Origin of the sequence: Amycolatopsis sp. cmx-4-54 (assembly GCF_046548895.1) — a bacterium.
GTDB lineage: Bacteria > Actinomycetota > Actinomycetes > Mycobacteriales > Pseudonocardiaceae > Amycolatopsis.
Genome location: NZ_JAEBEJ010000002.1, coordinates 655,020 through 668,455, shown reverse-complemented (window position 1 = coordinate 668,455; position 13,436 = coordinate 655,020). Strand labels below are relative to the sequence as shown.

Below are 13,436 nucleotides of genomic sequence, written 5' to 3'. Positions count from 1 at the left end.
CTTTCAGGACAGCTGCGGGCGGGTTTCTTGACGGGACCTTGACATCCGCAGGTCGGCGGGCCTAATTTCGGCGGAACTCAATGGTCTGTCCGCATACCTTTTAAGTGGGTGCCCGATGGATGTCTCTGACAAGCAGGCCGCAGAACCCGCCGACGAAGACAGTGCCCGGCTCCACCAACTCGGCTACGCGCAGGAACTCCGTCGCACGATGTCGGCCTTCTCCAACTTCGCCGTCTCCTTCACGATCATTTCGATCCTCTCCGGCTGCCTGACCCTCTACGGGTTCGGCATGAAGACCGGTGGGCCCGCCGCGATGATCTGGGGCTGGCCGCTGGTCGGCCTCTTCGTCATCCTGGTCGGGCTCGGCATGGCAGAGGTCTGCTCCAGCTACCCGACCGCGGGCGGCCTCTACTACTGGGCGGCGAAGCTCGCCCCGCGCAACGGCGCGGCGTGGTCGTGGTTCACCGGCTGGTTCAACCTCATCGGCCAGATCGCCGTCACCGCCGGGATCGACTTCGGCGCGGCACTGTTCCTCAACGCCTTCCTCGACCTGCAGTTCGGCTTCGAGGCGACGCCGGGCAACACGATCCTGCTGCTGGCGATCATCCTGGTGATCCACGGACTGCTGAACACCTTCGGCGTCAAGATCGTCGCGCTGCTGAACAGCATCAGCGTGTGGTGGCATCTGGCCGGCGTGCTGGTGATCGTCGGGGTGCTGGTCATCGTTCCCGAGAAGCATCAGGACGCGTCGTTCGTCTTCGGCGAGTTCGTGAACAACACCGGCTGGGCATCGCCTGTCTACGTCTTCTTACTGGGCCTCCTGCTCGCGCAATACACACTCACCGGCTACGACGCCTCGGCCCATATGACCGAGGAGACCAAGAACGCGGCGAAGGCCGGACCGCGCGGGATCATCAACTCGATCCTCGTCTCCCTGGTCGCCGGCTGGATCCTGCTGATCGGCCTCACCTTCGCCATCCAGGACTACGAGGGCGCCGCCGGCTCCGAAACCGGGGTGCCGCCCGCGCAGATCTTCATCGACGCGACCGGCGCGACGACCGGCAAGTTCCTGTTGCTGATCTGCATCGGCGCGCAGCTGTTCTGCGGGATGGCGTCGGTGACCGCGAACTCGCGGATGATCTACGCCTTCGCTCGCGACGGCGCGATCCCGGGTTCGAAGTTCTGGCACCGCATCAACAAGCGCACCCAGACGCCGACCAACGCGGTGTGGCTGGCCGCGGGCGGCGCGCTCCTGCTCGCCCTGCCGTACCTGTGGAGCGCGACCGCCTACGCGGCGGTGACCTCGATCGCCGTCGTCGGCCTTTACGTGGCCTACGTGATCCCGGTGTTCCTGCGGGTGCGCAAGGGCGACGACTTCGAACCCGGACCGTGGAACCTCGGCCGCTGGGGGAAGCTCATCGGGACCGTCGCGACGGTCTGGGTGTGCTTCATCTTCGTGCTGTTCATGCTCCCGCAGGGATCACCGGTCACCATCGACAGTTTCAACTACACGCCTATCGCCTTCCTCGTCGTACTCGGTGGTGCGGCGGTGTGGTGGTTCGTCTCGGCACGCAAGTGGTTCACGGGCCCGAAGGTGCAGGGTTCCGAGGAGGAACTCGCCGCGGTGGAAAGGGAACTCAAGGAACTGGGGTAGCGGCGGTCTCCTCTCGGGAGCGGCCGACGCGGACTCCGGTCACCGCGGCCGCTCCCAACGCCCCGACTGCGGCGAAGGCGTAGAAACCCCACGGGTACGCGATCCCGGCGGTCAGCAGCGCGCCGCCGAGGATCGGGCCGCTGATCGCGCCGATGCGGCCGACACCGGCCGCCCAGCCGATTCCCGTGGCGCGCATGGCATCCGGATACGTCTTGCCGATGTAGGCGTACACGAGCACCTGCGCGCTGAACACGAAACCGCCGGTGAGGAACACGGCCGCGTACAGGCCGACCGCGGGCAGCTTCACGCTCAGCAGGGCCAGGAAGACCGCCGCCCCGAGGAACCAGAAGATCACCGCCGGGCGCACGCCGACCTTGTCCGCCACCCGGCCCGCGACGAGCAGGCCGACGACGCCGCCGAGGTTCAGCGTGAGCAGCAGCCCGAGCGCCGCACCCAGCGGATACCCGGCCTGGCGCATGATCTCCGGCAGCCAGGTGTTGAGGCCGTAGACCAGCAGCAGCCCCATGAACGACGTCACCCAGAACGCGATGGTGGCGCGCAGGAGCCCGCCGCGGAACAGCCCGCCGACCACTTGGGTCGCCGACTTCTCCTGCGTCTCCCGCGCCCGCTCGAAGGACTCGGATTCCGGCAGGTACTTGATCATCAGCGGTACCAGCACGAGCGCGGGCAGCGCGCCCGCGACGAACATCGCGCGCCAGCCGAGCGGCTGGATCAGCCAGATACCGAGCAGGGCGGTGAGCACCGCGCCGACGTGATAGCCGGTCATCACCGTGGTGGTCGCGCTGCCGCCCTTCCCCTTGCGGGCGTACTCGGTGACCAGCGCGATCGCCGTCGGCAGACAGCCGCCGAGGCCCAGCCCGGCGAGGAAGCGCAGCAGACCGAAGACGAACGCCGACGGGGAGATCGCGCAGAGCGCGGTGAACGCGGAGAAGGCCGTGACCGCGATGATCAGCGCCTTGCGGCGGCCGATGACGTCGGTGATCGTGCCGATCGCCATCGCGCCGACCATCATGCCGAGCAGGCCGAACGTCGAGATCACCGACGCCGTGCCCGGTGTCAGGCCCCAGACCTGGTCACGGAGCAGCGCGGGCAGCACCGTGCCCAGGACGACCAGGTCGAATCCGTCGAGCAATACCGCCGTCCAGGCGAGTGGAACCACCCACGAACGGGCCGCGGCAGGGGACATTGGGGACCTCCAGCTGTGTTCGCTATGCGCACGAGTATGCACAATACGAACGCTGTGAGCAAGGCCACTGTGCCGGTGAATGTCATGAAAGGGGTGTTCGGGACGATAAATGTCCTGAACACCCCTTTCATGCCACGTGGGTTCAGCGCTTGACGAGGTCCCCGAGAACGCTCCAGGTGCGAAGCCGCTCTTCCGTGTTCCGGATGCCGCTCTGCGTCGCGACGACCTCGGTCGCCCCGGCGTCGAAGTACCGCCGGATTTCGGCCGCGACGGTCTCCTCGTCCCCGGCGATCACCAGGTCACCGGCGGAGTCCACGCCCTGGGCGTCGAAGACCGCGCGATAGGAGGGGATGTCACGGAAGAACGCGTACTGCCGATCGACCTGGGCACGGACGGCGCCGGGATCGCCGGTCACGACGACCGGGACCATCGCGATGATCCGCGGCGCCGGGCGGCCGGCGGCGGCCTTGGTGAGTTCCGGGACGATCAGCCCGGAAAGGGCCTTCGGCCCGGCGAGGTACGGGATCGTGCCGTCGGCGAGTTCGCCGGTGACGCGCAGCGCCTGCCGTCCCATCGCCGCGATGATCACCGGGACGTCCGAAGACCCCGCGACGGACAGCGAAGTCGCGAAGCCCTCGGCGTGTGCCTGGACCGTCTCGCCGCGGAAATCGACTTCGCCGCCGTCGAGCACCTGCCGGAGGATCGTGAGGTACTCGCGAAGGTGCTTGATCGGCGACGGGTACTCGATGCCGTACGCCGGTTCGAGCCAATTCTTCGCGCCGGTTCCGAGACCGAGGACGAACCGGCCCCCGGTGGCGGCCTGCGCCGTCTGCGCGAGACCGGTGATCAGCAAGGGATGCCGCGGGTAGATCGGGACGACGCCGGTCCCGACGGTGATCCCCGGGACGGCGCGCCCCGCGAGAGCGGCGACGGTGATCGCGTCGTGCTCCATCTGCTGGGAGAACCAGACGGACGTCAGGCCGGCGTCGGCGGCCTGCCTGGTCTGGGTGATGAGTTCGTCGACGATGTTGGCGGCGTCCGCGGTGTCCCCGGACGGGAGTGCCACTCCGATGGTCATGTTCAACGCCAACGGTGCTGCCGAAAGGATATTTCACTTTTCACGGACTGGGATCACGCGCGCGGTTTGCCGGTGTCGGCCCGCCATGGGCGGCGTGCCGCTCGAAGGCGTCGAGAACTTCGCTCGCCTGAGACGCGATCCGGCGGGCGCCGTTGCGAAAGCCACTTTCGCAACGTTGAAGGTTGCGAAAGTGGCTTTCGCAACGCTGGCGGAGGTGCCGCTCGCGGGAAGACTCGCTCGCCTGAGACGCCATGAAAGGCCCCTTCATTGCAAATTTCGCAATGAAGGGGCCTTTCATAGCGCGCGTAAGGGGGTCAGACGAACTCGTGCCGCACGATCGTCTGCTCCCGGCCCGGTCCGACGCCGATCGCCGAGATCCGCGCGCCCGAAAGCTCTTCGAGCCGCTCGACGTAGGCCCGCGCGTTCGCCGGAAGCTCTTCGAAGGTGCGGCAGCCCGAGATGTCCTCGAACCAGCCCGGCAGCTCTTCGTAGATCGGCAGCGCGTGGTGCACGTCGGTCTGCGTCATCGGCATGTCGTACGTCCGGAACCCGTCGACCTCGTAGCCGACGCACACCGGCACCTTCTCCAGGCCGGACAGCACGTCCAGTTTGGTGAGGAAGTAGTCGGTGATGCCGTTGACCCGCACCGCGTAGCGCGCGATGACCGCGTCGAACCAGCCGGTGCGCCGCGAGCGGCCGGTGGTGACGCCGAACTCGCCGCCCTGTTTGCGCAGGTACTCGCCGGACTCGTCGTCCAGCTCGGTCGGGAACGGGCCGGAGCCGACACGCGTGGTGTACGCCTTGAGGATGCCCAGCACGGTGTCGATCTTGCCGGGGCCGATGCCCGAACCCGCGCTCGCGCCGCCGGAGGTCGGGTTCGACGACGTCACGAACGGGTAGGTGCCGTGGTCGACGTCGAGCAGGGTGCCCTGCGAGCCTTCGAGCAGCACGGTCTCGCCGCGTTCGAGGGCCTGGTTGAGCTGCAGGCGCGTGTCGGCGATGCGGTGCGCGAACTTCTCGCCCGCGGCCAGCACCTCGTCGGCGACCTGGTCCGCGTCCAGTGCCTTGCGGTTGTAGACCTTGACCAGCACCTGGTTCTTGAACTCCAGTGCCGACTCGACCTTCTGCCGGAAGATCTTCTCGTCGAGCAGGTCCTGCACGCGGACACCGACGCGGGCGATCTTGTCCTGGTAGCAGGGGCCGATACCGCGGCCGGTGGTGCCGATCTTGCGGCTGCCGAGGTAACGCTCGGTGACCTTATCGATCTCCACGTGGTACGGCATGATCAAATGCGCGTCGGCGGAGATCAGCAGCTTGCCGGTGTCGACGTCGCGTTCCTCCAGCCCGGCGAGCTCGTCGAGGAGCACGCCCGGGTCGATGACGACGCCGTTGCCGATGACGTTGGTGACGCCCGGCGTGAGGATCCCGGACGGGATGAGGTGGAGGGCGAAGTTCTGCCCGTCGGGAAGGACTACGGTGTGGCCCGCGTTGTTACCGCCTTGGTAACGCACGATCCACTGGACGCGGTCGCCGAGCAGGTCGGTGGCCTTGCCCTTGCCCTCGTCCCCCCATTGGGCCCCGATCAGCACGATGGCCGGCATGTGACACTCCAGGTGTTCGGCGACTTGTGGTTTGGCGCTGGTAAATGCCGGTGCATGAGCGTAACGGAGGGCCTTCGGGTGCGCGGAATAGTGGTGGTCTGTCCCGAGGGCGAGCCCACCCTCCCGGCGATCGACGACGTCGAAATGGTGCACGTCCCGAGCCGTCCCGGCAAGGCGGATATCGACCCCTTGCTGGGGGAACACGATCACCTGGTGGTCGCGGGCACCGACGCGGACCTCGCGGCGGTCGTGCTGCGGCTGTTACGAAAAGAACAGCTCTCGGGCGTGTCGCTCGGCTTCGTGCCGTCGTCGCCGGACTCCGACGTCGCCCGCATCTGGAGCCTGCCGACGCAGCCGCTGCGTGCCCTCTCGCTCGCCCTGCGTGGCGAGGTGGACCCGGTGCCGCTGATCCGCGACGACACCGGCGGGGTGCTGGTCGGCCGCGGGGTGATCGGGATGATCCGCGGGGTGGCCTACTGCGACGAGCACACCGTGCTGCGCGGGCCGGCGCGCTCGATCGAGGTCGAGCCGGACACGAGCGGTCCCGGAATGATGGTCCGGGTGACCAAGGGGACGCTGTTCAAGCGGCCTTCGACGCATTACGCGCGGGCGTTCCAGCTCGGCTGCATCCCGACGCGGCCGAGCATCGACGGCGTCGCCCACCCGCGCGCGATGAGCCGGTGGACCTGGTACCGGCACACCGAGGATCTCCGGCTGGTCCGCGGGCTGGACTAGCGCGTGTTTCACAAGTCAAGTTCGCGGTCTTCGCGCCCAGGCGGCCCCTGACGGCACGGGCGGATGCGGCGAGTACGACCCGGTACGAGGCCGATCCGCCCGCGCCGCCAGGAACCACCTGGATCACGAAGCCCATCGAACAGACTTGTGAAACACGCGCTAGGCCGTTCGGCTCAGGACCATCAGCTGGACTTTCCGGAGATTTTCCGGGCGCGTACACCCTGTCCTACCTGCTCGTGACACCCTCCGTTCACGGATAGCCAGCAGAGTGTCATCCGATGGTGTTGCGTGGGCCATATCGGTACCGCAAGGTGACCAGGTCCCCAAACCTGACACGGAGGCAGCAATATGCCAACTGCGCTTGCTGTTCGTCGCTCCTTCACCGTCCTCGCCGTTTCCGCGATCTTCTCGGCGGGCGTGGTCGGCGTCGCCGAGGCGACGCCCCCGGGCATCCCGTCGACCACGACCGCCAAGACCCAGCTCGCCGCGCTGACCGTCAAGCCGGACGGTTCGTCGACCGGGTACAGCCGCGACAAGTTCCCGCACTGGTCCGACCAGGGCAACAGCTGCAACACCCGTGAGGTCGTGTTGAAGCGGGACGGTACGAACGTGCAGCAGGACAGCGGTTGCGCCGCCGTCTCCGGCAGCTGGTTCAGCCCGTACGACGGCGCCACCTGGACCGCGGCGTCCGATGTGGACATCGACCACGTCGTCCCGCTGGCCGCCGCCTGGCGCACCGGGGCGTCGTCGTGGACCACCGCGCAGCGGCAGGCGTTCGCGAACGACCTCAGCGTGCCGCAGCTGATCGCCGTCACCGACAACGTCAACCAGGAGAAGGGCGACAAGTCGCCGGACGCCTGGAAGCCGCCGACCGTCGGCTACTGGTGCACCTACGCGAAGATGTGGACCACGGTGAAGCACAAGTACAAGCTGAGCATCAAGTCGGCGGAGAAGACCGCGCTGACGGACATGCTCAACCGCTGCTAGCCACAAGTACATGAAGGCCCCCTTCCTTGCGCCTAGGTACATGAAGGGGGCCTTCACGGACTTTCGGGGCTGTCAAGCGGAAAGGTGGGACGTTTCGCGGGCTGGGAGCCGGGCTCAGTATGTGGGCGGGCCTCAAGGGCGTGATTAGCGTGAATCGGGTCAGCGCAAGCAAAAGCGCGCCACGTTCCCGCTGGAGGCCACCCGGTGTCCCGTACCGCCGCCACTTCCTTACTCGCGCTCACCGCGCTCGTTGTCACCGCCTGCTCCTCCGCGGGCGGCTCGACGGGTGCCGACGCCGGACCGCCCAAACCCGGTGGCACGCTGCGTCTCGGGATCTCGTCGAGCCCGGACTGCGTGGACCCGCAACAGGTCGGCACCAACGCTTCGCTCAACGTCGGCCGTCAGCTGGTCGATTCACTGACCGACCAGGATCCGGCCACCGGCGAGATCAAGCCGTGGCTGGCCGAAAAATGGGAGAGCAACGCGGATTCGACCGCGTTCACCTTCCAGCTGCGTGACGGCGCGACCTTCTCCGACGGCAGCCCTGTCGACGCGGCCGCGGTCAAGACGAGCTTCGACGCGATCAAGGCGCTCGGCCCGAAGTCGCAACTCGGCTCCGGCTACCTGGCCGTGTACAAGGGAACGACCGTCGTCGACCCGAAGACGGTCAAGATCGAGTTCTCCGTTCCCAGCGCCCAGTTCCTGCAGGCCAGCTCGACGATGTCGCTCGGCATACTCGCACCTGCCGCGTACAGGAAGACCGCCGACCAACGCTGCCAGGGTGACGGCCTGATCGGCTCCGGCCCGTTCGTTTTCGAGAGCCTGAAGCAGAATCAGGAAATCGTCCTCGCCAAACGCAAGGGCTACCACTGGGGTTCGTCGCTGTTCAAGCACCAGGGTGAGGCATACCTCGACAAGATCGCCTACAAGATCGTGCCGGAACCCGGTGTGCGCACCGGAAGCCTCGCTTCCGCGCAGCTCGACGCCATCACCGACGTCCAGCCGGTCGACGAACCGCAGTTCACCGGCAACGGCTTCACCGAGCCCACCCGCCCGAATCCCGGGGTCGTGTTCAACCTGCACGCCAACGTCACCAAGGGCGTGCTCACCGACGAGAGGGTCCGGCAGGCGGTGGTCAAGGGAATCAACCGGCCCGAGGTCACGAACACCGTGCTGACGCCGAACTACAAGCCCGCCACCAGCATTCTCGGCTCGGCGACGCCGTTCTACACCGACCTGTCGCCGCTGCTCGCCTACGACCCCGCAGGCGCGACCGCGCTGCTGGAAAGCGCGGGCTGGTCGCCCGGCCCCGACGGGATCCGCACCAAGAACGGGCAGCGGCTGACCGCGAAGGTCGTCTTCTCCCTGGTGTTCAACCAGAACAAGAGCGTGCTCGAACTCGTGCAGCAGCAGTTGCGCAAGATCGGCTTCGACCTGCGGATCGAACAGCGCACGACGGCCGAGAGCGTGCAGATCACGCAAAGCGGGAATTACGAGTACCTCTGGTACAACACCACCCGCGCCGATCCGGACATCCTGCGCAACCTGTTCTCCACCAAGGCGAACAACCGCAGCAAACTGCCTCCGGACAATCCGGTCGACGCGCCGCTCGACGCTCAGTCGTCCACTGTGGACCCGGCGAAACGGAGGCCCGCCGCCGAGGAGGCGCAGCGCGCGATCATCGAGCACGGCTATTCGGCGCCGGTGTTCGAGCTGACCCAGGTGCTGGCGCACGGGCCGGACGCGCACGGCGTCGGATTCGAAGCGTCGTCCCGGCTTCAGTTGTTCGACGCCTGGGTGTCCGGCTCGTGAGGCGGTATCTGTTCCGTCGAATCCTCCAGGCGGTCTTCGTCCTGTGGGCCGCGTTCACCGTCTCCTTCGTGATCCTCTACCTCCTTCCGGGTGACGCGGTCAGCGCGAAGCTCGGCGGCGGTGAGGCCGGTCTTTCGGTCACGCCGGAACAACTGGCCGCCGCGAAGGCGGAGTACGGCCTCGACGATCCCTTGCCGCTGCAGTACGGAAAGCGGCTGGTCGCGGCGGCGCAGGGCGACTTCGGTCGCTCGATCGCCACCGGGGACGACGCCACGGACATGGTCGTCTCGGCACTGCCACCGACCCTCGCGGTGACCGGATTCGCCCTGGTACTGGCGATCCTGTTCGGCGGCGGGATCGCGGTCGCCGGCACCGTCACCCGGCATCGCTGGCTGGGCAATCTCCTGCTCGCCTTGCCGCCGCTGGGGATCTCGCTGCCGCCGTTCTGGGTCGGGCTGCTGCTCATCCAGTTCTTCTCGTTTCAGCTCAAGTTGTTGCCCGCGCTGGGTTCGAACGGCTTCGAGTCGCTGATCCTGCCCGCCGTCACCCTCGCCATCCCGACCGGCGCGATCATCGGGCAGGTGCTGGCGAAGAGCCTCCGCACGCAACTCGCCGAGCCGTACGCCGAGATCGCGCTGGCGAAAGGGGCGAGCCGGTCCAGAGTCCACTTCGGACACCTACTGCGCAACGCCGCGGTGCCGACACTCACCATCGCGGGAGTGGTCGCCGGGAACCTGATCGCGGGTTCGGTGATCACCGAGACGGTGTTCTCTCGTGACGGCCTCGGGCGCGTGACGTCGTCGGCGGTCACCGCGCAGGACATCCCGGTGGTGCAGGCGGTGATCGTGCTCGCCGCACTGGTGTTCGTGGTGGTCAACCTGCTCGTCGACCTCCTCTATCCCTTGCTGGACCCGCGGATCCGACACCGGGAGACGGCCGATGCCTGACGTCCTCGTGCACACCAAACGGCCGGGCCTGCTCCTCGCGATCGCCGTCCTGGCGTTCGCCCTGCTGGCGGCGCTCGTCCCAGGCCTTTTCACCGGACAGAACCCGCTCGCCGGCGTCCCCGCGGAGAAGATGCAGGGGCCGTCGCTCGGACACCTCTTCGGCACCGACGAAACCGGACGGGACATCTTCGCGCGGGTGGTGCACGGTGCCGCGCTTTCGTTACAGGCGACCGTCATCGCCGTCGTCGTCGCGCTCGCCGCCGGTTCCGCGCTCGGCCTGCTCGCCGGGTTCCGGGGCGGCGCGCTCGATTCGGCGATCATGCGCTGCGTCGACGTCCTGCTGGCGATCCCGTCGATCCTGCTGTCGCTGGCGCTGGTCACCGCGCTCGGGTTCGGCACGACCAACGTCGCGATCGCGGTCGGGGTCGCGAATCTCGCGCAGTTCGCCCGGCTCATGCGCGCCGAAGTGCTGCGAGTCCGCAGTGGCGTGTACGTCGAGGCCGCTCGCGCGGGAGGCGTGCGCTGGACCGGGGTGCTCGGGCGGCATGTGCTGCCCAACGCGCTCGGCCCGGTGCTCGCGCTCGCGACGCTCACCTTCGGCACGGCGGTGCTGGAGGTGTCCGCGCTGAGCTTCCTCGGCTACGGCGCCACCCCGCCGACCCCGGAGTGGGGATCGCTGGTGGCGGGCGGCCGCGGCTTCCTCGCCACCGCCTGGTGGATGACGACCTTCCCCGGGCTCACCGTCGCGGCCGTGGTGCTGTCCGCGAACCGGCTGTCCAGAGCGATCGAAGGAGACGTGCGGTGAGCGAACTGCTGACCATCCGCGATCTCGCGGTTTCCTACAAATCCGTGCCCGCCGTGGACGGCGTCTCACTGTCTGTCCACAAGGGACAGATAGTCGCCGTGGTCGGCGAGTCCGGCTCGGGCAAGAGCACGACGGCGCACGCGGCCATCGGGCTCCTGCCGCGTGGCGGGCGGATCGACCGCGGCGAGATCACCTTCGACGGCCGTGACCTCACGAAGCTCTCCGACCGCGCTTGGCGTTCGGTGCGCGGCCGCGAGATCGCGCTGGTCCCCCAGGATCCGACGGTGTCGCTCAACCCCGTGCACCGGATCGGCGATCAGGTCGCGGAAGTGCTGCTCATCCACGGCCTGGCGGACAAACGCACCGCCGGCGCGGAGGCGGTGGAACTGCTGCGCAAGGCCGGGATCGCCGACGCGGAAGCGCGGGCACGGCAGTATCCGCACGAGTTGTCCGGCGGGCTGCGTCAGCGCGCGCTGATCGCCGCCGCGCTGGCCGGACGGCCGAAACTCATCATCGCCGACGAGCCGACGAGCGCGCTCGACGTCACCGTGCAACGGCAGATCCTCGACCATCTCGAAGAACTCGCCGCCGACGCGGGCACGGCCATCCTGTTGATCACCCACGACCTCGGCGTCGCGTCCGACCGGGCGTCGCGGATCGTGGTGCTGTCCCAGGGGACCGTGGTCGAGGAAGGGACGACCGGTGAGATCCTCGCCGCGCCCACCCAGAAGTACACACAAGACCTCCTCGCCGCCGCGCCGAGCCTGTCCGATACCCCGCTGAGGGAGCCGAAATCGCCGTCGTCCGGCGTCCTGGTTTCGGTCCGCGATCTCGGCAAGACCTTCGGGACCGTCCGCGCCGTGGACGGCGTTTCGTTCGACATCGCCCGCGGCCGGACGCTCGCGCTGGTCGGCGAGTCCGGCTCGGGCAAGTCGACCACCGCGCGGATGATCCTGCGGCTGGAGACGCCGACCGACGGCGTCGTCGAGTTCGACGGCGAGGACATCACCTCGCTGCGCGGTGAAGAGCTGCGACGACTGCGGCGCCGGTTCCAGCTCGTGTACCAGAACCCGTACGCGTCGCTGAACCCGAAATTCAGCATCGAGGACGTCATCTCCGAGCCGCTGCGGGCCTTCGGCGTCGGCACGAAGGCGGAACGCCGGGCGCGCGCGGCGGAGCTGGTCGACCAGGTCGCGCTGCCGTCTTCGGTGCTGAAGCGCAAACCCGCCGAACTGTCCGGCGGGCAACGGCAACGGGCGGCCATCGCGCGGGCGCTCGCGCTGCGCCCGGAGCTGATCGTCGCCGACGAACCCGTGTCCGCGCTGGACGTCTCGGTGCAGGCGCAGATCCTGCGGCTGCTCGCCGATCTCCAGGACGAACTCGGCCTGACCTACCTGTTCATCTCGCACGATCTCGCCGTGGTCCGGCAGATCGCGGACACCGTCGGCGTGCTGCGTAGCGGCGAACTCGTCGAACTCGGCCCCGCTCAGGACGTCCTCGAACGGCCGGGCGCCGACTACACCCGTGAGCTGCTCGCCGCCATCCCCGGCCGGAAACCCTTGGAGACACGATGAAGTTCGGGCTCTTCTCCCTGGTCGCCAATCATCCCGATCCGGCGACCGGGGTGACACCGACCCAGCACGAGCGCCTGCGCCGAGTCGTCGACGAAGCGATCTTCGCCGAGGAGCTGGGATTCGACGCGTACGGCGTCGGTGAACGGCACGGCGAGCCGTTTCTCTCCTCGGCGCCGCCGGTGATCCTGGCCGCGGTGGCCGAACGCACCCGCCGCGTCCGGCTGCTGACCACGCTGACCGTGATCAGCGTGCTCGACCCGGTGCGCGTCGCGGAGGACTACGCGACGCTCGACCAGCTTTCCGGCGGGCGGCTGGAACTCATGATCGGGAAGGGCAACGATCCCCGGCACTTCCCGCTCTTCGGCCTCGAAGAGGACCGGCAATGGGAGTACCAGGCGGAGAAGTTCGCCCTGCTGCGCAGGTTGTTCCTGGAGGAGGGCGTGACGTGGGATGGCGAGTTCCGCTCACCGCTGACCGACGTCACGACGCAGCCGCGGCCGTTCCACGCGCGGCCGCGGATCTGGCACGGGAGCGCGTCGAGCACCGAGTCGACCGAGCTGGCGGCGAAGTTCGGCGACCCGCTGTTCACCGCGAACGGCTTCCATCCCAATAAGAAGTACGCCGAGCTGATCGACCACTACCGGCGGCGGTGGGCCGAGTACGGGCACGATCCGGCGGACGCGCTCGTCGGTTCGGGCGCGGGTGGACTGTACGTCGCCAAGACCTCGCAGGAGGCCTTGGACGGCTACCGGCCGTACTTCGAGGCGCTGACGAAGACACCCGCGTATCAGCACAACAAGTCGGAGTTCACCACTTTGGAGGACAAGATCGCCAACGGTTCCGCGCTGGTCGGAAGCCCGGAACAGGTGATCGACAAGATCGGCGACTACCACGCGTCGTTCGGGCACGAGGTGCAGGCGGTGTCGGTCGACGGCCTGAGATCCGGGGAGGCACGGGAAGTCCTGGAGCTCTTCGCCGCCGACGTCGTCCCGATCGTGCGGAAGGAACTGCCCTCGCGGGTCTGGGAAAGCTAGTA

At 68.0% G+C, this 13,436-nt stretch carries 11 protein-coding genes; 8 read left to right on the top strand and 3 right to left on the bottom strand.

Annotated features, from left to right (window positions below):
* Positions 1-115: 115 nt before the first annotated feature.
* Complete coding sequence (locus ACLJQ7_RS08415; RefSeq protein WP_410647542.1) at positions 116-1,654, top strand: amino acid permease; 1,539 nt, start codon at positions 116-118, stop codon at positions 1,652-1,654.
* On the opposite strand, the gene ACLJQ7_RS08410 is transcribed toward ACLJQ7_RS08415, so the two are convergent.
* The 3 genes from ACLJQ7_RS08410 to ACLJQ7_RS08400 form a co-directional block, all read right to left on the bottom strand.
* Entirely contained in the window at positions 1,638-2,861 is a 1,224-nt protein-coding gene (locus ACLJQ7_RS08410; RefSeq protein WP_410647541.1) for an MFS transporter, read from the bottom strand. The two genes, ACLJQ7_RS08415 and ACLJQ7_RS08410, sit on opposite strands and share 17 nt — an antisense overlap.
* 142 nt (positions 2,862-3,003) lie before the next feature.
* A complete protein-coding gene (locus ACLJQ7_RS08405; RefSeq protein WP_410647540.1) occupies positions 3,004-3,939 on the bottom strand; it encodes an LLM class F420-dependent oxidoreductase in 936 nt (311 codons plus the stop codon).
* Between the two features lie 314 nt (positions 3,940-4,253).
* A complete protein-coding gene (locus ACLJQ7_RS08400; RefSeq protein WP_410647539.1) occupies positions 4,254-5,540 on the bottom strand; it encodes an adenylosuccinate synthase in 1,287 nt (428 codons plus the stop codon).
* A 54-nt stretch (positions 5,541-5,594) separates the two neighbouring features.
* On the opposite strand from ACLJQ7_RS08400, the gene ACLJQ7_RS08395 reads away from it, so the two are divergent.
* From ACLJQ7_RS08395 to ACLJQ7_RS08365, 7 genes are all read left to right on the top strand, one after another.
* On the top strand, positions 5,595-6,275 hold the full coding sequence (locus ACLJQ7_RS08395; RefSeq protein ID WP_410647538.1) for a hypothetical protein: 681 nt from the start codon (positions 5,595-5,597) through the stop codon (positions 6,273-6,275).
* A 348-nt stretch (positions 6,276-6,623) separates the two neighbouring features.
* Positions 6,624-7,262, top strand: a complete 639-nt coding sequence (locus ACLJQ7_RS08390) for a DUF1524 domain-containing protein (RefSeq protein ID WP_410647537.1) — start codon at positions 6,624-6,626, stop codon at positions 7,260-7,262.
* A gap of 204 nt (positions 7,263-7,466) precedes the next feature.
* Complete coding sequence (locus ACLJQ7_RS08385) at positions 7,467-9,074, top strand: ABC transporter substrate-binding protein (protein ID WP_410647536.1); 1,608 nt, start codon at positions 7,467-7,469, stop codon at positions 9,072-9,074.
* Positions 9,071-10,021: an ABC transporter permease gene (locus tag ACLJQ7_RS08380; protein ID WP_410647535.1), complete on the top strand. Its 951-nt coding sequence runs from the start codon at positions 9,071-9,073 to the stop codon at positions 10,019-10,021. The genes ACLJQ7_RS08385 and ACLJQ7_RS08380 overlap by 4 nt, the downstream gene beginning before the upstream one ends.
* On the top strand, positions 10,014-10,826 hold the full coding sequence (locus tag ACLJQ7_RS08375) for an ABC transporter permease (RefSeq protein ID WP_410647534.1): 813 nt from the start codon (positions 10,014-10,016) through the stop codon (positions 10,824-10,826). The genes ACLJQ7_RS08380 and ACLJQ7_RS08375 overlap by 8 nt, the downstream gene beginning before the upstream one ends.
* Positions 10,823-12,400, top strand: coding sequence for a dipeptide ABC transporter ATP-binding protein (locus ACLJQ7_RS08370; protein WP_410647533.1), 1,578 nt, complete (start codon positions 10,823-10,825; stop codon positions 12,398-12,400). Before ACLJQ7_RS08375 ends, ACLJQ7_RS08370 begins: the two co-directional genes overlap by 4 nt.
* A complete protein-coding gene (locus ACLJQ7_RS08365; protein ID WP_410647532.1) occupies positions 12,397-13,434 on the top strand; it encodes an LLM class flavin-dependent oxidoreductase in 1,038 nt (345 codons plus the stop codon). Before ACLJQ7_RS08370 ends, ACLJQ7_RS08365 begins: the two co-directional genes overlap by 4 nt.
* Positions 13,435-13,436: the final 2 nt, after the last annotated feature.